The organism is Psychrobacter sp. MES7-P7E, assembly GCF_002863645.1.
Taxonomy (GTDB): domain Bacteria; phylum Pseudomonadota; class Gammaproteobacteria; order Pseudomonadales; family Moraxellaceae; genus Psychrobacter.
In genome coordinates this window covers 1-24,756 of sequence record NZ_PJBU01000117.1, presented here as the reverse complement: position 1 = coordinate 24,756, position 24,756 = coordinate 1, and the positions used below count along the sequence as shown (strand labels likewise).

Here is a 24,756-nt window from a genome sequence, read left to right as displayed (position 1 = left end):
CTTTAATGACTGTGTGAATGACCGCTGTGACTAAACGTAGCGGTTTACTTCGCTTCTTCACCAGCTAAGAAGAACCAAGTATCTAATACTGAGTCAGGGTTCAATGACACTGAGCTGATACCTTGCTCCATTAGCCAGAACGCTAGATCTGGATGGTCTGATGGACCTTGACCACAGATGCCGACGTATTTGTTTTGTTTACGGCAGGCTTCGATAGCCATAGATAATAGTTTCTTAACAGCAGGATCACGCTCATCAAATAGATGTGAGACGATACCTGAATCACGGTCAAGACCAAGCGTTAACTGAGTCAAATCGTTAGAACCGATTGAGAAACCATCAAAGTACTCTAGGAATTCTTCTGCTAATAAGGCGTTGGTTGGTAGTTCACACATCATGATGACGCGTAGACCATTCTCGCCACGTTTTAGACCATTTTTCTCAAGTAATTCGATCACTTGTGCCGCTTCGCCAGTGGTGCGGACGAATGGAATCATAATCTCAACGTTGGTCAAGCCCATCTCATCACGAACACGTTTTAGCGCTTTACACTCAAGCTCAAAACAGTCACGGAAGTTATCAGACACATAACGGCTAGCGCCGCGGAAACCAAGCATTGGGTTCTCTTCTGATGGCTCGTACAGCTTACCACCAAGCAGGTTAGCGTATTCGTTTGATTTGAAATCTGACATACGAACGATAACAGGCTGATCCATAAAGGCAACAGCTAGCGTTGAGATACCTTCGACCAATTTATCAACATAGAAGTCAACAGGTGATGCATAGCCTGCGATACGCTCTTGGATTGCTTGCGCAATTTCACGTGGCAAGCTGTTCATGTTTAGCAAGGCTTTTGGATGCACACCAATCATACGGTTGATGATGAACTCTAGACGTGCAAGACCAATACCTTCGTTTGGCATTTGGGTAAATGAGAATGCGCGATCTGGGTTACCAACGTTCATCATCACTTTGAATGCTAGCTCTGGCATAGATTCAACAGAGTTAGTCTGTACTTCAAAATCAATCTGGCTTTCGTAGATGAAACCAGTGTCGCCTTCAGCACAAGAAGCAGTTACGTCTTGACCATCAACCAATAGCTCAGTTGCGTTACCACAACCAACGATAGCTGGCACACCTAGCTCACGCGCGATAATAGCAGCGTGACAGGTACGACCACCACGGTTGGTGATGATAGCAGAAGCGCGCTTCATAACTGGTTCCCAATCCGGATCAGTCATGTCTGATACGAGTACGTCGCCTTCTTCTACTTTGTCCATCTCGTTTAGGTTGCTAACGATACGCACTTTACCTGAACCGATACGCTGACCGATTGAACGACCTTCACATAATACTTTTGCGCCAGTCGTGTCGATGACATAACGCTCCATTACGTTGCTGTCTTGACGGCTCTTAACAGTCTCAGGACGTGCTTGAACGATAAAGATTTCGTTAGTATCGCCGTCTTTTGCCCACTCGATGTCCATCGCTTGGCCATAATGCTGTTCGATCGTTACCGCTTGTTTGGCAAGTGAGGTTAGCTCTTCAGTAGATAGAGAGAACTGCATACGATCTTGTTTTTCAACGTCGACAGTTTTAACTGATTTAGCGGTACTACCTTCATCACCATAAACCATTTTCTTATGCTTGCTACCTAGGTTACGACGAATAACTGACGGTTTGCCATTGGCTAGTAATTTTTTAGAGATATAGAACTCATCTGGGTTAACTGCACCCTGTACAACCATTTCACCTAGGCCGTAGCTTGAGGTGATGAATACCACTTGATCAAAGCCACTTTCGGTATCTAGCGTGAACATAACACCAGCAGCACCAGTCTCTGAACGTACCATACGCTGTACGGCAGCAGATAGTGCAACGCCTTCGTGCTCAAAACCTTTGTGTACACGGTAAGAGATTGCACGGTCGTTGTATAGAGAGGCAAATACTTCTTTAATAGCAATTAGGACGTTATCAATACCGCGAATGTTCAAGAAGGTTTCTTGTTGACCGGCAAATGACGCATCTGGCAAATCTTCAGCAGTAGCAGAAGAACGTACAGCAACAGCGATGTCTTCGCCGCCACTCATGGTTTCAAATGATTGACGTACTTTTTGCTCAAGATCTTTTGGCAGTTCTTGCTCAATAATCCAAGTACGAATCTTTTTACCAGTTTCTGCAAGTTTTTTTACATCATCAACATCTAATGTTTTTAGTTCATTGTTGATTTTGTCAAGCAAGCCGGTTTCAGTCAAAAAGCGGTTGAATGCATTTGAAGTGGTGGCAAAGCCGCCTGGAACACTAACGCCTAAATCAGAAAGATGGCTGATCATTTCGCCAAGCGAAGCGTTCTTACCACCAACCATTTCGATGTCGTCTTTTCCTAGCTGATCAAGATTGATTACAAGTGCTGTAGATTGCGCTGCCATGATAACTCCAGAAAATAAGGTTATTTAGTAAAGATTATAACGGTGAATTATACCGCCATATTAGGACAATTTCGAGGGTTTTCACCAAAAAACTTGTTAAAAATATACAAATTGTGGGGTTTGCTACATAAATTAGGGCCAGTCCAATCAAGTTTCTTATTTACTCAGATGAAAAATATCATTGTTAGTGATGATGTTATGCGCTTTCAACAGCCAATTACTACATAAAATAGATGCATTCAAATAAGCCATATTTAGAGTATTTCCATCATTTATGTTTCAATCTTATGTATCTGTATAAACAAAGCATAATAGAAGAAGCATAAAAAAATACCTCAATGAAAGGTGAATTAGCTATGACAATGAGATAAAAAACAATGTTGGTGCTAAGTATACGCCTGTAACATTGATTTCTATTAAGAGGCTAATATGCGTATAATGTAGCGCATAGATAGTTGATGCACATTGCATGGTAAATGTGCAGTATAGGTACTGAAAAAGGCTCGTTTTAAGAAGGCGGTTATAAAACTTAGTTATACGAGTTATAAAGGTAACTGTAAAAATCTAAGTAAAAGCCACACTATTAATGATAGTCAAAGTAATGCTATTAATAGTCAATAACTGCTAAACATTTACCAAGTCTGAATTATTACTAAGATCTATACCAAAAACTAAATGAAGGTCATTATTGAGTTTTCAACCGAGGTGTCAACGATATGTACTCAAGCAATCCATCTGAACAAGTTAAGTCCACTATCCAAAATCGCCATGCGCTAAACTTGGACAGCTCACAGGCGATTAGAACGGCGTTTTTTATCTCAGATGGCACAGCGATTACGGCTGAGACACTTGGACGCGCTATTTTGAGTCAGTTTGCCTCAGTTCCCTTTGAAACAAGAGTATTGCCATACGTCGATAGCTTAGAGCGTGCAGAAGATGCGGTTGAACAAATCAATATGGCCTATCAGCGCGATGGGTCGTTGCCATTAGTGTTCGATACGATCGTTAATCCTGAGATTCGTGAAAAGATCAACTCAGCACATAGCTGTAACTTAGATATGTATGAAGGTTTGATTGGCCGTGTTGCAGAAGAGACTGGCGTAGAGCCAGATGGTCATTCAGGGCATGCACATGATGATGTCGATTCTGAAACTTATAAAGAGCGTATCGATGCAGTGCATTTTGCGTTAGACAATGACGATGGTGCGCGTACTCGTCACTATAATGCAGCCGATATTATTTTGGTGGGTGTGTCGCGCTCTGGTAAGACGCCGACTTCTTTATACTTAGCATTACAATTCGGTATTCGAGCGGCTAACTATCCTTTAACCGAAGATGACTTGTACGACAATCAGTTGCCAAAAGCATTACGTGAGCACAAAGACAAGCTGTTTGGTTTGCTCATCGATACTGATCGCTTAGTAAAAATCCGTCAAGAGCGCCGTGCAGGCAGTCGTTATTCTAGCTATCAGCAATGCCAGCAAGAGCAGCGCGCGATTCAGGGTATTTATATCACGCACGGTATCCCAAGCTTAGATGTATCAGAGATGTCTGTTGAAGAGATTGCCACGCGTATTTTGCAGATGACAGGTCTCAAACGCCGTATTGGATAATGAATGTCAGCTTAAACAGTATCTGTTCAATCGGTATTAATAAGTGTTCAGGCAGCTTTAATAAATGCGCAAAAAACACTAATAAACATACATCATTTCATCCTAGATAATTATCATATAGAGAATATTATGATTTCAGCCTATCAATCTATAAAGCCATCGTTGTTGCTGGCAGGTTTAATCAGTGCAGCGACTTTACTGAGTGCTTGTCAAACATCACCATTTGCAAAGGATCCAGTACCTGAGCCGCGCTATATTCCAAGTATCGTATTGGGTGAAGCACAGACACTGACCGTCATGCCAAACCGTGTGGCCTGTGCCTCAGAACTGCCAATGCAGTGCCTGCTTGCTAAATCTAAAGACGGTAGCGTGTTTCAGATTCCTTACGACTGGATCGATGACTTCAAACCAACCCTTGGTACAGAGTACATTATTAGCGCCCGCCCACAGATTGATGAAGGGCAACAGAGCGCCACTGGTCATTGGACATTGCAAAACATATTGTCACAACGTATGGTGGGCATGCCTTAGTAGGGCGGTATTCATTTATCTACATGATACTAACTCAGCTATATATTGATTCATTTATATCTCAAACATTTACTCGATAAATAAATATAAAGAGGACATCATGGTAAGTAAAAGTGCAAGCGACGAGACCAATGATACTGGTAAAGATATTCATACCGAAGTATCAAATAAATCTAGCGGACACGTGCCAAGCCCTGAACATACCGAAGGTAAGAACAAAAAAGAAAAGATAGAGCAGACTCACGAGCAAGTGACTGATGATGTCATGCATCATCCTGACTTAGTGAATCCGCTCGATGACACACGAATCGATATTAAGTCTGGCTTTACCAAAGACTCTCGTCGTCTAAAAAGTGACGACCATGAGTATGAGTATGATGCCGTTGTTTTAGGGGCGGGGCCTGCTGGTGAAGCCGCTGCTATGAAGCTGACTAAATCTGGTAAAAGAGTTGTCGTCGTCGATCCACGTGATCAAGTAGGGGGTAACTCTACTCACGTCGGTACGATTCCAAGTAAAGCACTACGCCAATCTGTATTTAACTTGATTAACTTCCGCCGCGATCCAATGTTTACCAAGGCGATGGAATATAAGCAAGTACCGCTAAATGAAGTATTGGCCAAGGCGCGTCAAGTTATCCGTCGTCAAGTCAGTACCCATACACGTTTTTATGAGCGCAACCGTATTGAAGTCATTCAAGGTTGGGCAAGTTTTATTGACGCACATACGCTACGTATTGAAGTCGATGAAAATGTGTACGAAACCATCACTTTCAATAAAGCCATCATTACTGTCGGTAGTCGTCCTTACCGTCCTGAGATTTTAGACTTTAACCATCCACGCGTTTTTGACTCTGACAAAATCTTGCAAATGGATTATGTAGTCAAAAAAATCATCATTTATGGTGCAGGGGTGATTGGCTGTGAGTATGCATCTATCTTTACTGGTCTTGGCTACAAAGTTGATCTAATCAATAACCAAAATCAGTTGCTCAATTACTTAGACAGCGAAATCAGTGATGCCATCGCGCATGACTTTAGACAGTTCGGTGTACTTATCCGTAGTAACGAAGAGATTGATCATCTAGAAACTCATGATGATTATGTAGTCTTGCACCTAAAGAGCGGCAAGCGCATCAAATCTGATGCCATTCTTTGGTCAAATGGTCGCTCAGGTAACACCGAAGGCTTGAACTTAGAAGCCATTGGGTTAAAAGCAAACGGCCGCGGTCAGCTAAAAGTAGATGATACTTACTGTACGGACGTCGACAATATCTATGCTGCTGGTGACGTAATCGGTTGGCCATCACTAGCCTCTGCTGCCTACGACCAAGGTCGCTGTGCTGCCGCATTTATGGTTGGTGATAGTGATGCTGAGCCAGTATCTAGTGTACCGACGGGTATCTATACGATTCCTGAAATCTCTTGTATCGGTAAGACAGAGCAAGAGCTCACGGATGAAAAAGTCCCATATGAAGTGGGTCAGGCGTTCTTTAAACATCTGGCACGTGCCCAAATTATCGGTGAACGTTCGGGCGTATTAAAAATATTGTTCCATCGTGATACGTTAGAAATTCTAGGTATCCATTGCTACGGTAACCATGCTTCAGAGATTATTCATATCGGTCAAGCAGTGATGAAGTGCAAGAGCAACAATACACTTGAGTACTTTGTAAATACGACTTTCAACTATCCAACGATGGCAGAAGCGTATCGTGTGGCAGCATTGAACGGTTTGAACCGAGTCTTTTAAACCACCGCTATTTATATCGTATAAATAAAAAAGCGCCTGCACTATTAATAATATAGTAGCAGGCGCTTTTTTATGCTCATAGATTTAATTAATTTGAGGATTTATAAATAGGCTTTTCTTTGCGGAGTACGCTTTCGTAAAAATAGCAATAAAACAAAATAGAGCAACCATAAGCCAGCTAATGCGTAATATCCTATAGCGACTTGAGAGACACTGGCACCCATTTGATTAAGCTGCACAGAGGTATTGATTGCAGGCGTGGTCGGTACCAGCCAACGTATTACTTGTAATACTTGAGGCAATTGGTCTGCTGGCCAAGGGTAGCCGCTTAAGAAGAATATTGGTAAGGAGATAAAAATTAATATTTGCATACTGCGCTCACGCTGCCGGAACCATAATCCGAGCACGCAGCCGAGCGTTGCGACTGTCGGACAAAATAGTGCCAAAAATAGCAGCGTACCAAGCATGTTTTGTCCGCGTGGATAATGATGTAGCTCAAACGCCCACCCATAATAAAAGCAGCCAACGATAAAACTAAGTGAGCTCAAAGCCCCAATACGTCCCAACCAGCCACGTACACTCGTACTGTGACGGCGCTGCTCATACCATGTGCCAATCAGCATCGCAGTCGCCATCAAAAGTGTCTGCTGTAAAATAATAACAGAGACAGCAGGTACGACATAAGCACCATAGCCCTCGGTTTGGTTATACAGTGGCATAATTCGTAATGGCACAGCTTGTGTATTCTGTGCTGCAGTCGGTGCATAGGCGCCCTTAGCAATGCTTTTCTTTACCTTGATGCCTGCGGATACCGTACCTACTGCTTGAGAAAATCCCAATTGGACGTTTTTATTTAAAATAAAATAACCGCCATTACCCAGTACGCTAACGTGTGCTTGTTCTCCGGACTGAACTTGTTCTTCGAGACCAGCTGGAATCACCATATAGCCTGCAATTTGATCTGACCATATGGCTTCTTTGGCCGCCTGCTCATTGATAAATCGTTCAGTATCTAGGTATGGACTAGCACTCGCATAGCGAACAAGAGTACGCGATAAGTTGCTGTTGTCATGATCAATGATACCTACTGGCACATGATTGACCACCTCAGACGAGTAAGGCCAAGGATAGAAAAACCCATAGATAATAGGGGCAATAATCAACATCAAAAGTACGCCTTTATCGCCAAAGACGTCTTTGAAAGTTTGAATAAAGCTGCTCCAAAAACTGTGTGATGCCGGAGTGTCGGTTGATGTAGCTTTTGAGTGTGTATTATTTGATTGTGCAGACATTAGCGTGCTCCCCAACGTTCAGGATGCGCCAATGCGCGTTTGGTTAATAGTGCCGCAAGTATTAGCGCTATTATGGCTGCAAGCATGAGGCCATAGACGATAGGTAGCGATATGGCGATCGGTGCTTGCATTTGTAACTGTGCAATATGGAGTTTGAGATAATGCGTTAGCGGCAGGGCATTTGACCAATATTGCGCGCTATCACTAATCGCAATATAAGGAAAAGTAACACCGGCAAAGGCGTAAGAAGGCGCTGAAATAAATCCAGTAGTCGATAGACCCATACGTAATGAAAAAGAATTCAAAGTAAAAATAGCACCCAGCCAAAACGACAATACCATTAGGCACAGAAACCCAGCATAGACTGCCATAAGAGACATGATGTTGATATTCTGATTGGACGTTGCTAGCCACAATATCAACGCTGACCACAAGCTATATGCCAGTATAGGCCAAAAATATTTACCCAATAAACCAAATACTAAAACTGATAGGCTGACCGAATTGGGCATTTTTGCATTCGATGATGCTTTGTTATAGCTGCTATTTTGTTTGGTTGATAGCGAAGCTGTCGTTTTTGAGGCTTTAGATAAAGTTAGACTAGGTTTGCCTGTATCAATAAAACGGTACCAGCGACCGATATTCTTATCACGTAACTCGCGGCCAATCGTGGTCGCGCCAATGACCATTGCCAATATATGTAACAAGGCAGGTATGACGGTCGATGCCAAAAACTGCTGATAATTGGTTGCAGCATTGAATAAGCTAATACGCTGCACACTGATAGGCGCATAAGCCGTCATCGCTTGTGATGGCGCTACGCCTTGTTTGATCAATCGCTTAATCTCTACACCTGCGGATAATGTACTAGCGACTGCTTGGACACCTGCCTGAATAATACCAGAGTGCGTACCGTACTGTGCATTGACTTGTAAAGTCAACGGAGCAGGCTGGCTCGATAATATATTACGAGAAAAATCCTCTGGGATAATGACCACAGCATAAATATCGCGCTGTAAAATGGCAGCCTCTGCATCCGCTTGGGAGTAATACAGCTGTCTGACTGTCAAAGTAGGACTGGCCTCTAAGTAACGGACGGCAGTATTGGCAACAGCGCTGTTGTCTTGATCGATGACTCCGATAGGCAAATCGGTAATTTGAGTCTGTGAAAATATCCACCATATTAGCAGCACCGTTGCCAGTGGTATCCATACCACCATGCTAAAGTCCCAGTGATTTTTTGCCAAAAAACGGCGCTCATAGGCTGCACTGCGTAAAAAAGCCTCACTTAACTTAGTCAAGTGCATGGCTTACTCTTGGTTCTGATTGACAGGAGTAGGGTTGATACGTACGACCACGCTCATACCTGAGCGGATACGAGCATCGGGCTTAGATGGTCGTGCCTTTACCTCAAAAGTACGCACATCAAAACCATCATCGTTATTGGTCGGACGCCAAGTGGCAAAGTCTGATAGGGTCGATGTCGCATAGACGGTAAACTGTTTTGTATAAGGTTTATCCGCTGATGACAGCGCTGGGATAGTACCGGTAAATGTCTGACCAATAGCAAATTGATTTAAATAAGACTCAGTGACGTTAAGTACTACCCATTGGTCAGTGGTATCCACCAACGTCAGGAGCGGAACCCCTTGACCGATGACTTCTCCAGCACTCACAATGACATTATCGACGATACCAGCAATAGGACTTCTTAGGTTCGCTTCCTCTTTTGCTACTAGCGCTTCATCGAGTTTTGCATCGACCTGTGCGACTTGTGCAGTGGCCGCTGACTTATCTTCAGTACGTGCGCCTTCTAGCGCCAAATCATATTGTAAGCGGGCTGCTTCGGTTTGGTCTTGAGTAGCAAGATATTGAGCATACGCCTCATCGCGCTTTTGTCGCGCCATCAACCCTTCTTCGTAAAGGCGATTGACACGTTGATAGGTGTTTTCTGCCAAGTCAGACGCGGCTTTATTGGCTTGCCAAGCGGCTTTTGCTTGGGCGATTTCTTGCGGGCGAGCACCATTTTCTGCTTTGTCTAATTGGCTTTGCGCGATTTGCTTACCAGCACGTGCTTGATTAATCTTGGCATTAATCTCAGGCGAATCCATCTCAACCAATTGCTGACCTGCTGTTACCGTATCACCTTCTGTTACCATAATTTGAGCAATACGCCCTGGTACTTTTGCAGCGATCGACGTTTGCTGCATTTGCATTTGCCCTTGTAGCGTAATAACTTCTGGCTCGCTATGCGCATTACTTTTGTATAAGCCGTACGCAATCGTACCAAGGACAATCAGTATGAATAGGGCAAGTAGTGCTTTTTTCATACGCGCAGATTTGTCAGTTTTAGAGGCCCTACGATTATAAGTAGGTGTCGGTTGCTCTGGTTCAATATCAGACACGTCTTCTACAGGATCGACTGAGTTTTGTGTATCTTGAGAAGTCACTGACTCGGTTGCATCAGCTGATTTATTTGAGTCGTCTGATTCGCGTGGTAATTCTGTCATGACAATGAGATTCCTAAAGCAACAAAGTTGAAAATAAAGGGTTTATTACTAGTACACTCGAAACGCATAAGGCTTGGCGTTGTCTATGGCTTCAGAATTGAAAATAGCACCAAGAGCGACGATAAATGCTGAATAATAGAGCCATAGCATAATGACCACAGCAGCTGAAAGCGCGCCAAACTCAGCACTATAGTTATTAAAATTTTGCACATAAATTGAAAATAAGATGGACAATATAATCCATAAAACCGTTGCCAGCGCAGCGCCCGGCATTAGTTTTTTGAGGGCAACAGCATCACGATTTGGGGCTAGACGATAAAGACCCAAAAAGCTTAAGAATATGATACCTGTCAATATGGGCCACCTGCTCCAAAGCGCAATCGTCTTTGCTATCTGAGGGAAAGGGAAGTAGGCGGCTCCCAAGGGAATAATCGCGATAGAAGAGACTGCGATAATCAATACGACTACTGCTGCAAAGGTCAAACCAACTGCGCGAATCGTGCTTTGTACAAAACTACGCTCTTGAGTGATATGAAACGCAAGATTAATAAGAATAATTAAAGATTTGATACCTTTGGAGCCCGCATAAAGTGCGAGCAAGGACGATATAAGCAAGCTGAAAGTCAGGGCAGACGTGGTTGTAGAAACCAACTCGCTCAGACGGGAGTTGAGCACTTCATATACTGTATCAGGTATAAACTGACTCAAAAGCGCGATTTGCTCTTGCATCTCAGCAGGAGAAAACGCAAGACCATAAAGCAGGACAAACACAGCCATTACGGGAAAAATTGATAAGAATCCAAAGAAACCTACACTTGCACAATGCGCCCAAACATTAGAGTTATTGGCAATACGCCACGTTTCTAGTAACGTCTGTAGCCAGTTTTTTATCGATTTAGAGGTCAATTTTTTCATAAAAGCAGCTGTTCGTAATAGGGTTGGTAATAGTATTTTCGATATCGGCTTTATGGTAATACAAAGCGTTTATCAGCACGACTTATGGTTTCTCACATCAAATCATTGCTCAGTATATAAAGTAGGCAATTGAATGTCAGCGGCATTGAGATAAGCATTAAAAGCAAGTGGCGTACCACAGCTTTGCATAAGGGCAGCCAGTGACTGTACATAGTCATTAGCAGCCTGTGCTTGCTCGGTACGTGCCTTCAGCGATTGCGTTTGTGCTTGCACTACGTCAACGGTGGTATTTACACCTTCTTGTAATCCTAAGCGTCGTAGTCGTAATACTTCTGCTGCCAAATCAACATTACTTTGTAATGCTTGATAGCGTGATTGAGCATTATTGACATCGTGCCAGTTTTTTTCTACCAGTAGCAATAAATTGTCACTAACTTCAATCTCAGAGAGATCGGCCTGACGTATTTTGGCACTACTGGATGCTAGCGATGCGGCTTTATCGAGTCCGCCCCATAGTTTCCAACTGGCAGATATACCAGCGACCCAGCTTGGATCTTTCTCTACCTGACCATAACCGTATAGTAATACCGTAGGTTTGTAGCCCGTATCTGATAGCGCATGTAACTGCTGAGCCTGTGCCCGCTTGGCTGCAACTTTTTGCAGTCCGGGATGGTTGTTTAGTGCCAAGTCCTGAAAATAGCTCACATCTGGTAGAGGGCGACTAGAGACAAACAATGGCGTGGTCGGTTTAATACGGTAGTCGGTACGTAGTAGACGCTGTAGCGCAATCATGGCTAGGCGCGCGTCATTATTCGCATTGACGGATTCACTCTTGGCATCCGCAAGCGCTGACTGTGCTTCTAGTCTATCGACACGTGAGATAAAACCTTCTTCAAACAGACGCTCGGCCATATGGTCGGTCTGTTGCAATGTATCGTAAGCGTCTTCTCGTAAGTAAGCAGCGATAATCGCTAGCTGTGCCTTAAAATAACGCTCAATTAACGTATTATAAAGCTCATTTTTATCCAGTACGCTATCAGCCATCGCTTCTTGTGTACGTGCATCCGAGGCGCCAGTCAATGCGTCTGTACGCCCAGCAGTATAAATAGGCCAAACGACACCAAGACCTGCACCCGACGTAGAGCCTGAGCGCTTGAAGTTATAAGAGTCGGGAATACGCTCACCGACCAGCTCACCAAAGTCTGGTAGGTCTGCTGTAGGAGGGACTATGTTATCTACGCCATTGTTTACTTCGTTGACGATACCGCTTCTGAGAGAAGATAAATCTATATCCTCATCTAAATGATAGGCACTGGCAGATACTCGAGCAAATACGAGCGGATTGTCGATAGTTCTGAGCGCGTCAGTTTGGTATTCGCTAGCAGCAATCGCTGCTTGATTGGCAGCAATTTTAGGTGATACTTGTACCAGCAGCTTTTGCGCTTGCTCTAAACTCAAAAAGCTTGAGACGTCTAGTGCGTAGCTGTTATCGACTGTTTTATGTGTAATAGGGTCCACAAGCGTAGACAGTGCCTGCGACTCAACGTTTTGAGGGTTTGGTACTGTATGAAAAGGCGCGACAGCTGGTTTATCATTCTCAGTCAGACTATTAGCATCTATGATTTGTGTCACAGCCACTGGTGTAACATCATCTGACACTTCTATACTGTCAGCGTCAGTGCTTGCGTAAGTCATGACAGGCACGCTCATGACTGCAACTGTCATCATAGCAGTCGGTAGCGCTGATAAAATGAATTTCATAAGTCACATAAGCCATTAATTAGAATGTAAGGTATTATAAAATAAGGAACAGCACCGATAGGTTTCATTGCTCAGGATATAAAGTTGCTGAACTATTATAGACTATTTGCTAGCTAGCGAAAGAATGATGCTTAAATAAATCATTCATATTCTAATATAAAAATACGTCTATATTAAAAGTGCTAACAAGCGGTTATTCGTCATAAGAGGTACACTGTAGAGCCACAATGGTGACGGGTCAATGCTCAGTATTTTGCCGTTTTCTATTGTGCGACCAGTAGCGGTATGATAGAGGATTGATTTAATTTTTAAATATCTGTTTATAAGTAACAACATAGCCAACAAGACGTTTTCAATTCAAGCAATTTATTTTTAGTTAGATTTTGTTTTTAATCTCATTATGAAAAATTTAGGCAGTAATTAACAAATAGAAAATGCTCAATCAGTCAATGAATAGTCACTAAATGGCTATCAAACAGAATAAACAATATTAGCAGAGGATGTGTCATGGCAGGGTATATTTTAGCGTTGGATCAAGGGACCACATCGAGTCGAGCGATATTGTACGATGATCATGCGCGTCCTATCAAAATGGTACAACAGCCAACGACGCTGCAAACACCAAGAGCTGGATTCGTTGAACAAGATGCACAGCAGATCTGGCAAACTCAGATTAGCTGTGCACATGATGTTATTAATCGGGCAGGGTTGCTTGCCACTGACGTTACCAGTATCGCGATTACCAATCAGCGTGAGTCGATTGTGATGTGGGATAAGCAAACTGGTAAGCCACTGGCTCCCGCCATCATTTGGCAAGATAGGCGTACCGCAAATTACTGTAAGACGCTTGCTGCTGAAAGCGCTAGCAATAGTATGAATGACCCTGTGCATCAGAGCATTGAGAGCGTCAACATGGCACATGAAGTTCAGCGTATTACAGGCCTGCGTTTAGACCCGTATTTTAGTGCCAGTAAGATCGCTTGGTTGCTCGAAAACAATCCGAAACTTAGTGTACGAGCCAGCAAAGGTGAGATAGCGGTCGGTACCATTGATAGTTGGCTGATTTATAAGCTCACAGGCGGGGAGCATGTCATCGATGTGACCAATGCTTCTCGTACATTGTTATTCGATATCCATAAGCTGGCATGGTCAGAGACACTTTGTGACCGATTTACTATACCTATGAATATATTGCCTAAAGTACTATCGTCCGACGGTGATTTTGGCAAAACCAAAAAAGGTCTGTTTGCAAAGCAAATACCCATTCAAGCAGTATTGGGTGATCAGCAAGCAGCGCTCTTTGGGCAAGGTTGTCTTGATGCAGGCATGGCTAAGAACACTTACGGTACAGGCTGTTTTATGCTGATGAATATTGGCCAACAGCCAAAATTGAGTGAGCATAAACTGCTAACCACCATCGCATGGCAACGTAAAACCTCACCAATTCGTCCAGACAATTTGTCATTTGATCAAATCGTACAGTCAGGCAAACGCATGCTACAACCGCCCAAAAAGGAAGTCACTTATGCTCTAGAGGGCAGTGTCTTTATGGCAGGGGCTATCGTTCAATGGCTACGTGATAATTTGGGTATGATTCAGCAGAGTAGTGACGTCGAGGACCTAGCCCGTCAAGTAAACAGTAGCGAAGATGTTGTTCTATTACCTGCTTTTACTGGATTGGGCGCGCCTTACTGGCGTTCGGATATTAGCGCTAGCATCACTGGTATGAGCCGCGGCACTACTAAGGCCCATATTGCTCGCGCTGCATTGGAGGCCGTTGCCTATCAAACCTATGATGTACTTATCGCTATGCAAAAGGACAGCCCTCATCCTTTGACTGAGCTGAGAGTAGATGGTGGCGCTGCAAATAATGATTTACTCATGCAGTTCCAAGCAGATTTGTTGGGTGTTCCGGTATTACGTCCTAGAGATACAGAGATTACGGCAAAGGGCGCGGCACTACTCGCAGGTCTGAAAACTGGGCTATATGATGAATCGACAATGAAAGCTTCATGGCAGGTAGATCGCGTGTTTGAACCAAGTATGTCGGCTGATACTCGTGAGCGACATCTTGCTAAATGGCAACAAGCTATCAAAAGGTCTCTAATGCCGTTATAAGATTGATTTACTTAGTAAATTTATTGTGATAGTACATTTATAATTACTCAAAGTATGAGGCTGCCGTACACAAATGTGATAAAGATACAGGCTGTAACGCAAGATAATCGCAATACGGACACAGTTTACAAAATCGGCCTATCTGTCCTTACCTATAAATTTCTATACTTCAATTGGATTTAGTAAGACCGCTAATAATTAGCAAATAAATAATTCAATAAATAATAAATAATTTAAGGACAATACTATGAGTAACCATGATGCTATCGATCGCAGTGAAGTAAAACATATGTCAAAAGAGACAAAAGAAGATTTAAACGCAGACATCATTACCGGTGAGCCAGGTTCACATCCAGTAGGGACAGGTATTGGCGGTGCAGCGGCAGGTGCAGCTATCGGCACAATGGCAGGTCCATTAGGTACGCTAATTGGTGGTGCTATTGGTGCTATCGTTGGTGGCGGCGCAGGTCATGCAGCAGCAGAAGCTATTGATCCAACGCATGAAGAAGCGTACTGGCGTGCAGAATACGCGAACGCCGATTACTTTAAAGAAGGGTATGACTTCGATCGCGATATGCACCCAGCTTATGCAGTAGGTTACGCAAACCGTGCTCGTTATCCAGTAGATGCACGTTTTGAAGATCATGAGGCAGATTTAGAGCGCTCATGGCACGAAGTGAAGGGTGAGTCTCGTATGGAATGGAACGAAGCGCGTCAAGCATCACGTGATGCATGGCACCGTGTATCATAATAAACGATAGGTAGTACATGGAGCTGTATGTTAGATATCCTAGTAAACGTGCGGATTAGTAATTGGCTAGTATATGAGATTACTATTTTATTGCACAATACAGCTCGATTGTTTTCTCGGCTCTATTAATAGAGTTACCTATCTACATATATGTTATTTTAAAACTTCCAAAGTTTAGCTTTGGGAGTTTTTTTAGGCATAAAATTTGCAACGTATACATATACGTGAATATTATGTACTATAATAATGAGAACGATGGGGAATATATGAGTAATAACACTGAAGGTCATAAACAGTTTTATATCGCAACGGCAAACCTGCTGAACCTTGCGAACCCTAATCGAACTTATTATGAAAATGTGCCAGCTTATAATGATAGAACCTACGAACATAAGCTGCGAGGTCTTACAGATTTATTGGCTAAAGCGCATGCTGACATTATCGCAGTACAAGAGGTTTGGGATAGTGATGCATTAGAGGCGCTGGCTGTTTCACTAGGTTTCAAGCCCGAGCATGCGGTCATTCCACTTGCAAGTAATGATAGCGCGAGTATATATACCAAAGGCATGGGTGCACAGAATACACCTGCTGTCGGTATTATCAGCAGATTTGAGCAGTTAGAAACCAGTTTGCTAGAAGATATAGCACCAAAAGCCATTATTGATGTACCTGATATCGGTCCCTATCAACGCTTCAACCGTCCTCCATTAGTGTTACGTGTTGACGCCTACGGGCAGCCCATTACAATTATTACAGCGCACCTAAAAAGCAAACGTGCTTTTTTCTTACGCGACGAAAATGGTGACCTATTAGAAGACATGGACGATCCAAATATTCGAGTTCGCGCCAAGCTTCGTAGTTTATGTATGCGCGCGGCAGAAGCGGCCTCTATCCGTATGTCTATTATAGAGCGATTGCAACATACCCGTGAACCATTGATCCTATTGGGCGATATGAATGATGTTACAGGTAGCGTGACTACTCAGTTGATGACAGAAACTGGGGAAGTTAATTATGATAAAAGTATGCGTGATGTCGCACTTTTTGATGCTGCTCGTATTCAAGCACGATATGGCTGGATGAAGGATGTTGCCTATACCCATATATATCAAGGTATGCCAGAAGTTATTGACCAGTTGTTTGTCTCAGAAGAGTTCTTGCCTGATAGTAAGTTTTCGCTCGGTTATGTCGAACGAGTTGATTATTTTAATGATCATTTGAAGTGGGACTATGCCGATAGAGTCACTGATCATGGTATTATAAGGGCGAAAATAAAACTCAATGATTAACTTTATAAAATTAGACGGTTAGCTCTATTAAATTGCTGATCGTAGTATTGTTTTTTAACCTATTCATGTCCCTTGCTTGATAATGTACAAGCGTTTATGATGCCTTTGCATTGAACATAGTAGTGACCATACAGGCTTTATATTTTAGCTGACAGTCATCATCCTTTATTTGAGGATAAATACTATTCAATGAAGATTATATTTATAAAATAGGGCGCAACATTAAGAGATTCACAATGAGTGATAACAAAGACGAAAAGATTGAAGATGTGTTGGTAGATTCGGAATTGGCAAAAAAGCTTGTACCTAATAAGTTTAAGTTTACTAGCCAACAAGGCCGTGCACGTCGTCAAAAACTATTGGCTGGTGCCAAAAAATTGAGCGAAACGCATGCTATTAACGATATTACGTTAGCAGCTGTGTGTGAAGAAGCGGGCATACCAAGAGCTTCTGCTTACCATTTTTTCCCTAATATTGAAGCAATCTTTTTAGCATTGCGTTTTTTGAATGCGATTGAAATATTAGAGATGGTAGAGACCGTCGATATTGGTAACTATGATAGATGGCAAGGGTATCTAACGGCGCTTATCGATCGTTGTATTACCATATTCCATAACGATGAGACAAAAGCCAAGCTTATCTATGACACCAATACACCTGATTTTGAAGGTGACAGTTTTGGTGAAGATATGGATCATCAAATTGTTGATCTGGTCTATAAGCGTTTGTCAGAGCGTTATGAGATGCCAAACTTCCATGATATCCAAGATACCTTGTTGATTGCTTATAGCATCGTAAATGCTATCTTTACGTTGTCTTATCGCCGTCATCAGAGTATTACTGAAGAGTATATCCAAGAAGCAAATACAGCATTTATTGCTTATTTACGTTGTTACCTACCAGAAAAGCTACCACGTAAAAACCGCTAATTGAGCTTACTTTAAACATAAAAAAGCCGACAAATATGTCGGCTTTTTCTCGTCTAATTTTTAGCATAAGATTAGAAATAATAGAGATTAATATCTCTAATAAAACAGCTATTTTTTAACGATTAGATGTCAAATCTTGTCCACGGCAAATATCATCGCTCGCGTCTAAAGGCGAGTACTGCTTATGATAACTGACTATTGACTTCTCTAGCGCTACATTGGTCTGTGAGTCATTTGCATTGACGTAAGCTTCGCGAGCTTGTTCAATCCAGCGATCAGCCATGCGAAAATGCATACCAGATTCGCGCCAGCCTCGAGCGCATTGATTGGTTGCAGCCCAAATTAAAGCCACTTCACTAAATGCCATCTCACGTGGTGCTGACGCTATGCCATCACCATCTTTAAGTGCGCTTAAAGTTGCCCATAGATCAGGACGCATTAGAGCAGAGGTAGACGGAATATCTTGATGCAAGCCCAAGTCTTGTACCGTGTCATTATCTAGCGCTTGCAATATAGGCTCTGCCATTTCTAACGCAACTTGACCCGCGGATGAGCGGCTATTCATACTGTCTTGATGAATAGCATAGTTCAACCACGCTTGCGCTTTATATGCGAAATACTGTTGAGCTACTGTCTTGTCTTTTTGTTGATAAGGTTTTAACTGCGTTACCATACAATTTAATAGGCGCTGCTGTTCGCTTTGATATCTATAAGAGCGTGTTTGAGTCTGACTATCATCGCGGCAATATTCACCCATGCTAGTTGAGTTAGCTACTTGGACAGTCTCACTCTTAGCTAAAGCTGGCTGCATAAAGGTTAACGAAAATAAAGCTGACAGTGTAACGCATACTGAGCGCTTGAAAGGTGCTGCTTTGATGGCTGAATCAAACATGGTGTAAACCTTATGTTAAGGTAATAAACGTTGGTATTATTTACCATTACTAGGGCTGACTTAATTGTTTACTGAATGACAAAATAATTTGTCATAAGACAATCATGATACTGTCATAAGATTGTACTTACGACAGTGTCATTAGTATCAATCAATTAAAATGCAGAATTGCTGCTCAGACGTTGGTTCTTACGTGGGTCTTCACGTTTGAATAAGTCTTCATCAAACTTAAAGCGCAATCTAAAGTAAGCACCTTGCTGAGTACTGTCGTCATAAGCAATATCTTCATCTTCAAAGCCCATGAAGTTATAACCAAGTGATAACCAAAGATTGGTCATTGGGCTATAACCCACTTCTGCACCAAGCATATAAGCCAAGTCATTTGCTTGATCATTCCAATAAGTACCTGCTTGTAAACCAATATCCCAGCGCTCACTGATGTCATAAAGACCGCGGCCATAAACAGCGTGAGCCGTATTATTACTAGTTAAGCTATCTGCTTCGTATTCTGTATACTTACCAGCATACCGTCCAGACAACGTCAACGGACGCGTAGGATGGTAATTACCATTCCATGACCAAATCATGGTGTCTTTTTGGTAAGCGTCATCGCCAGTATTATTATCATCCAAACGATATTCGAATTTTGCAAGCATATCTAACTGATTGCTATCGTAGTCACGATATGCAGCACCTAGCTGAAAACGATTGATAGTGCGATCGCCATCACTATAGTCAGTGCGTGAGTAGATGTCTTTGGCTAAGAAGGTAACCTCATCAGTATAGCGATAGGCGATACCAGCACTACCAAGTAGCGTATCACTTGTTTCACCCCAACGTTTTTCAAAACGTCCTGATGCTTTATAATTCTCTTTTGCAAGATATTCAACACCGATACCTGCCGCTGTTGCAGTGTTACTTTCTTCACCTTCCAGAGATTCAACACGCTCAAATAAAGTGTTTAAGGTTAAACCTTCTTGAACATACCACTTGTTTTTTAGACCAATAGCTGCTTCTGCCTCACGTGCACTAATGGCATCGCGCATGCGGTATTCGCTATAAACCTTACCATCTTTCATGTAAGTCGCGTCAAAACCAATAGTGGTACGTTGGCGCTCATCTGTATCATCAAGACCATAAGTACCAGACAGGCTATTAATCAAATCATGACGAGCATATAGACGACCCAAGTCCCCAAGTGCTGTCTCACCGCCGATAGAAGTCGCATTACGTGAGCTGTTTTCGATATCTTGCTCATACTCTGCAAATACCAAGCTATTATTCAACTTAGGTAGACGAGAGGTAATACGAGCGCGAACAGTCGTGCCTTCAATATCTTCTTCAGCGTTACTAACGCTGCTTAATGCTGACTGATTGATGATGTCATCATTAAACAAAGTGTCGTCTGTAATATCTACAACGTCTGTCGCGGCTTGAGTATTACGTGAGGCAGCAGTCGCGTCTTGTTTGTAATAACGAACCCCAATTTCACCAACGATGTTTTCGCTTAAACGATGCTCAACGCTTGCTTGCACGCCTTCGCGGCTAGCGTCAGTAGTATGCTCTTCTGTGCGTATGCCTTCTAACTTAAGAGCAGTCTGCTTATCATTTAGAGTATGAGTAACCTCTACACCAGATTCAGTACGTCCAGCAGTAAGCGGTGATGCACCAGTGGCAAAACCTTCATCAGCATCATTATAATAAGCTTTGGCAAGCGTATTTTTCTTATTATCAAAATCAAGCTCAATACGTAGTGCGTTACCTTCAACATCACTATCAGTCAATTCTGTCGCGTTGATTTGATTACTTGACTGAAAATTTGGGTTCTCAGCTTTGTTCATCGCATATTCTGCGACCAGCTTTAGCTTATTATTGAATTTAACAACACTATTAACACTAGCCAACTCTTCTTTGTTCAATGGGTCATCGCTATTCACATAGCTACCACCGATGGCGACTTTATCCGTTAGTTGCTGCTTCGCGGCAATACCACCGACCAAATAATCTTCACCGCCTTCATCAACTTCTACAGTGACACGGATATAGATAGGATTGCCTTCGATATCCTGACTAGCAATTGGTGCCGTCAAGAATAAGCTACGGCTGATAGGGTCGATCTCATAATCAGCAAAGCGAGTAAGCGTCTCACGATTGATAATCAACCCAGGGTTGTTGGCATCACGAGTAATAACTTCAACCGTTTCAGAGTTTTCTAATACCGCATCGAAGTTCTCAGCCAATGGATATGGGCCTGAAATGCCCAAACCGCGAGTCTCATTTACACGTTGGCTAGTACTGGTCTCTGCTAAAAAGGCAGTAACACGAGTATTGCTATCTTCAAATTGAGCTTTTAGACCAGTTAATGTACGGTTGTATTGACCAAGTTTGATACCTTCGTCATCATCAATCTGAGTTTTCAAATCACCATACATAGCGAACGAGCGACCTTTATCAAGGCGCACGTAAAGCTTGCTAGTAGATTGCGCATCGAAGCCTTTGGCTGATGAATCGCCATAGACAGGGTAATATTCGCCCGGCTCGATATCACGGAACAAACGCTCGCCTTTTTTATCACTATCATATGCAAGCGTTAGCAGATAGTCGCCGCGTACTTTTCCTTTGAGGAACATCGCAGCACGACCAGAAGCTGTGTAATCATCATTACCAGCAAAGTCATTTAGCTCTTGCTCAAATGCACCTTGAGCATCGGTGATGCTGCTGCCGTCAAAGTCTTTTAGTGAAATAGCACCTTCTACAATACCAACAGCAAGTAGTGGACGTAGTTGAGCAGTAAACTGTAACGGAATGATTTGTTTGCTGCTACCTGTGTCAATTACTAGCTCGCCCTTACCTGGTACGCTAGGTGCAGTTACGGGTATTAACAGCTCACCACCAGAAACAGTAATTTGAGTGCCGGCCTTGTCTTGGCTACCATCCTTTAGGTTGATACGGCCGATATTGGTATCGATAGTAATCGGCGTAGAGGCGACATAAGGACGACCATCACGATCCTTTAGGCTGATGACGATTTGATATTCACTCATGCCATCGGCTGGGACTAAGCTATCTTGAGTACGATAGTCAATCGCTTGCAAGCTATCTGGCGTCAAGACGTTGATCGTCTGTTCAGAGATGACTTTGCCATTGACGTCAGTTGCCACACCGCGCAAGGTGTTCTTGCCGCGCTGTAAATCAACAGCATAGTAATCGAAAGCTACAACACTCTGCTTTTTCTGCTCAGCAGTTTTACCGATTTGCTGCTCTGATACGGCTTTGCCATTAGCATAAAGGGTAAAGCTGCTGCCTAGTGGTGCCTGAACTTGGACCATTTGTTTATAAGTGCTAAGCTGCTGACCTTCATTTAAGTTAATGAAGGTAACATCGTTATTAGCCACTTCTTTTAAGTATTCTTCAAGCTCTTTTTCTACTGGTGGAGCAACAGTGGTTACCGTCATATCAACACGATTGGCGGCTGGATTGATTATCTCATTGACGATAGCAGAGTCACAGTTGCTACCCAGATCTAAGTCGCCATTGATGTTGCAGCCACTGGCGTCTACATTATCATCGTAGTCACGATTGTAGTCAGGATCTAGGGTTAGCTCGGTTTTTACTGCTTGCTCAAGGCTACCATTCTTAGCGCTTACTGATTTGCTACGAGCGACAAGCTCCGTATTCAAACGCTCAGTGCTATCGCCCATACCGACCACGATACCGAAATCGGCACGATGTAATTCGCCATATTTTAAGTCAACGAAACGGCTGCCAGCATCACCAGCATTGCGATTACTTTGGGTGACCATCTCGGTTGAGTGAGGGATGGTGGTGCGGTCAACTTTTAAGACGTGAGTTTTGGCACTGACACCATAGAAGTTATACTTACCTTCAGGATCAGTCACGACAAAGTTACCGTTTTCCATGTAGATACGCACGCCTGCAACGCCAAGTTCGCCATCTTCTTTTTGTTGAATGCCGTCACGGTTGATATCGTGGTAGACCTTACCGATGATGATGCCATCAGTATTCATGACGCCGCGCTCTACTTCAATCTTCCACTGTGCTTCTCTTGAAACTAAGCTTTTACCTTGTTCATTGCTAGCAACGGCAGTCGCGCGGTTGATGCCATCACCGCCTAATGATGAAGCACCGATTAAGACACGATACGTGATTTTTTTACTTTCGCCATTTGCCATATTACCTAAATTTAGCACCTGATATTTACCATCAGCTTTAAACTCAGTGGTTTGCGCTTGGTCGATATTGATATCAGTAGTTTGGTTGACACGTACACTACCATCTACATAAGCAAAACCACGTGGTAGGGCGTCTTTTAGTTGCACATCGTAAGCGGTAGAGTTGCCACTATTGGTGATATTAATGGTGTAGCTAACATAATCACCAAATTCAGCGCTTTTAACGTCGCTTTCTTTGGTGACGACTAAGCTTGGGCTATCATCGACGATATTGATTTGTGTATCTAAGTCATCGATACGTACGGTGAAGTCACCTTCGCTTGGTAGCTGCTCAGCGCCAGTGCCGACAGAAGGCGCGATACAGGCGTCTAGACTTGCAGTCAACGTATCATTTGCTAGAGTCTGAATAAATTTGTCATTGACAGCGTTGGCATTGTTTTGTGTTGGTGCTGATAGCTGATATTTACCAGTACTATTGCCCGTCTCAATCGCTTTCAATGCGTATTTGTCACCCGTCAACAAAGAGGTAATCGTGACCCATACTTGATCTGGCTTATCTAGTTGAACGTTACACTGCGCATAGCTGGCATCGATATAGACATTTTCATCGATTTGCGAGGTGGTTTTGTTTTCGTCAAACTTAAGCGTTGTAAATTTGATTTCAGGCTCAACGATGATCAGTCTATCAATCGCGTTGACACTCGATACGGATGGGTCTTCTAGAACGACAGCGCCAATTTTAATATCTGCAGTATCGCCACTTTTGCCGTTAACATCTGATAAGGCTTGCACGATAAACTGGATACTTTCACTGTGTCCAAGTTTGATTTGTGCGCTTAAATTATCGAAAATAACTTCAGTATCACCACTATCAACGACGCCGTTTTTATTTAAATCTTGATAGACTTTTAAGTTTGAGAGCGTTGGCGATACAGCCAATGTTAGCTCAACAGTCTGGTTGCTATAGCTGGTATTGCTTAGGACGTTTACCCAGTTGACCAAGGCGTTAGGCATAACGGTGAGTAACGGCTGTTGAGTGAGTTTAATACCGTATTCAGGAAGGTCTGAGGCTTTGACTTGTACTTGGTTTGAGGTGCTAGATATTGTGACGTCAGTCTGGTTATTGACGTTATAATTAGCATTTGCAGTATTGTTAATGATTTGCAGATTAGGGTTTGCTGCATCAGCTGCAATCGCGATATTTGATTGCATAAGCAACATTGCCAATGACAGCGCAGAGATCTTTGCTGAACACAATGCAGTACGATTAGACGGTGTCATGGTAGATAGAGTCATATGTCGCTTATCCAATAAAATATCAGTGAGGGTAAGGGTAGAGATTCTCTAGCTTGTCTAATTTAAAATAACTAGGTCAAGCTAGAGGAGTCCTACAAGCATCGTTTGATGCTTGTAGAATTTGGAATTCCTTATAAGATTAATTAGGTGTTACTGTCGCAGCATTAGGTTTGATACGAATTGAAAACTGTAAAGTTGCTGTACCTTTAGGAGTTAGCGGATTGACAGTAGTTGTAACGAAGCCACCTGAGGTTGTAGCTGTTGTTGTTATAGTGCCACCAGTAGTAGTGGTTACAGCATCATCTTTATAAATAGCGTTACCTGTGAACTTAGCTAGTTCATCTGAAATAATTAGATCTGTAATACTAAAGCCTAAGCCTGTCGGTGTTGCTGAAGAAGATGAATTATTTTCCGCTACGATTTGATAGATGACACATTGCCCAGGAATTGCTGATATTTGGGTATTTACTAATGTTTCACCACTATC

General features: G+C 42.8%; 15 protein-coding genes and 1 pseudogene. 7 read left to right on the top strand and 9 right to left on the bottom strand.

The genetic code is table 11. The features are described from left to right. Nucleotides 1–44 precede the first annotated feature (44 nt). Nucleotides 45–2,429: a phosphoenolpyruvate synthase gene (gene ppsA, locus CXF62_RS14235; RefSeq protein WP_102094897.1), complete on the bottom strand. Its 2,385-nt coding sequence runs from the start codon at nucleotides 2,427–2,429 to the stop codon at nucleotides 45–47. Between the two features lie 716 nt (nucleotides 2,430–3,145). On the opposite strand from ppsA, the gene CXF62_RS14230 reads away from it, so the two are divergent. The 3 genes from CXF62_RS14230 to sthA all read left to right on the top strand — a co-directional run bounded on the left by CXF62_RS14230 (nucleotide 3,146) and on the right by sthA (nucleotide 6,323). Continuing rightward, on the top strand, nucleotides 3,146–4,042 hold the full coding sequence (locus tag CXF62_RS14230; protein ID WP_101205440.1) for a posphoenolpyruvate synthetase regulatory kinase/phosphorylase PpsR: 897 nt from the start codon (nucleotides 3,146–3,148) through the stop codon (nucleotides 4,040–4,042). 129 nt (nucleotides 4,043–4,171) lie between these two features. After that, on the top strand, nucleotides 4,172–4,573 hold the full coding sequence (locus CXF62_RS14225; RefSeq protein ID WP_101205439.1) for a DUF4377 domain-containing protein: 402 nt from the start codon (nucleotides 4,172–4,174) through the stop codon (nucleotides 4,571–4,573). A gap of 100 nt (nucleotides 4,574–4,673) precedes the next feature. Further along, nucleotides 4,674–6,323: a Si-specific NAD(P)(+) transhydrogenase gene (sthA, locus tag CXF62_RS14220; RefSeq protein WP_102094896.1), complete on the top strand. Its 1,650-nt coding sequence runs from the start codon at nucleotides 4,674–4,676 to the stop codon at nucleotides 6,321–6,323. 101 nt (nucleotides 6,324–6,424) lie between these two features. Here the strand turns inward: sthA and CXF62_RS14215 are convergent, their stop codons facing one another. From CXF62_RS14215 to CXF62_RS14195, 5 genes are all read right to left on the bottom strand, one after another. Further along, nucleotides 6,425–7,615 carry an ABC transporter permease gene (locus CXF62_RS14215; RefSeq protein ID WP_102094895.1) on the bottom strand — a complete coding sequence of 397 codons (1,191 nt, stop codon included), beginning with the start codon at nucleotides 7,613–7,615 and terminating at the stop codon, nucleotides 6,425–6,427. Beyond that, nucleotides 7,615–8,922 carry an ABC transporter permease gene (locus tag CXF62_RS14210; protein ID WP_102094894.1) on the bottom strand — a complete coding sequence of 436 codons (1,308 nt, stop codon included), beginning with the start codon at nucleotides 8,920–8,922 and terminating at the stop codon, nucleotides 7,615–7,617. The genes CXF62_RS14215 and CXF62_RS14210 overlap by 1 nt, the downstream gene beginning before the upstream one ends. Nucleotides 8,923–8,925: 3 nt before the next feature. Further along, nucleotides 8,926–10,125, bottom strand: a complete 1,200-nt coding sequence (locus tag CXF62_RS14205; RefSeq protein WP_102094893.1) for an HlyD family secretion protein — start codon at nucleotides 10,123–10,125, stop codon at nucleotides 8,926–8,928. A gap of 48 nt (nucleotides 10,126–10,173) precedes the next feature. Beyond that, nucleotides 10,174–11,040: a YihY/virulence factor BrkB family protein gene (locus tag CXF62_RS14200; RefSeq protein WP_102094892.1), complete on the bottom strand. Its 867-nt coding sequence runs from the start codon at nucleotides 11,038–11,040 to the stop codon at nucleotides 10,174–10,176. Between the two features lie 102 nt (nucleotides 11,041–11,142). Next, on the bottom strand, nucleotides 11,143–12,801 hold the full coding sequence (locus tag CXF62_RS14195) for a TolC family protein (RefSeq protein WP_102094891.1): 1,659 nt from the start codon (nucleotides 12,799–12,801) through the stop codon (nucleotides 11,143–11,145). A 507-nt stretch (nucleotides 12,802–13,308) separates the two neighbouring features. Here CXF62_RS14195 and glpK point away from each other — a divergent pair. The 4 genes from glpK (at nucleotide 13,309) to CXF62_RS14175 (ending at nucleotide 17,888) form a co-directional block, all read left to right on the top strand. Further along, a complete protein-coding gene (glpK, locus tag CXF62_RS14190; RefSeq protein WP_102094890.1) occupies nucleotides 13,309–14,919 on the top strand; it encodes a glycerol kinase GlpK in 1,611 nt (536 codons plus the stop codon). A 247-nt stretch (nucleotides 14,920–15,166) separates the two neighbouring features. After that, on the top strand, nucleotides 15,167–15,670 hold the full coding sequence (locus CXF62_RS14185) for a hypothetical protein (protein ID WP_102094889.1): 504 nt from the start codon (nucleotides 15,167–15,169) through the stop codon (nucleotides 15,668–15,670). Nucleotides 15,671–15,936: 266 nt separating this feature from the next. Then, nucleotides 15,937–16,959 carry an endonuclease/exonuclease/phosphatase family protein gene (locus CXF62_RS14180; RefSeq protein ID WP_102094888.1) on the top strand — a complete coding sequence of 341 codons (1,023 nt, stop codon included), beginning with the start codon at nucleotides 15,937–15,939 and terminating at the stop codon, nucleotides 16,957–16,959. Between the two features lie 236 nt (nucleotides 16,960–17,195). Next, nucleotides 17,196–17,888: a TetR/AcrR family transcriptional regulator gene (locus tag CXF62_RS14175; protein ID WP_057759404.1), complete on the top strand. Its 693-nt coding sequence runs from the start codon at nucleotides 17,196–17,198 to the stop codon at nucleotides 17,886–17,888. A gap of 115 nt (nucleotides 17,889–18,003) precedes the next feature. On the opposite strand, the gene CXF62_RS14170 is transcribed toward CXF62_RS14175, so the two are convergent. The 3 genes and pseudogenes from CXF62_RS14170 to CXF62_RS14780 all read right to left on the bottom strand — a co-directional run. After that, entirely contained in the window at nucleotides 18,004–18,780 is a 777-nt protein-coding gene (locus tag CXF62_RS14170) for a hypothetical protein (protein ID WP_102094887.1), read from the bottom strand. Nucleotides 18,781–18,935: 155 nt separating this feature from the next. Then, nucleotides 18,936–24,269: an SdrD B-like domain-containing protein gene (locus tag CXF62_RS14165; RefSeq protein WP_102094886.1), complete on the bottom strand. Its 5,334-nt coding sequence runs from the start codon at nucleotides 24,267–24,269 to the stop codon at nucleotides 18,936–18,938. Nucleotides 24,270–24,408: 139 nt separating this feature from the next. After that, nucleotides 24,409–24,756 (bottom strand): annotated as a pseudogene (locus CXF62_RS14780) (hypothetical protein); the annotation flags it as partial.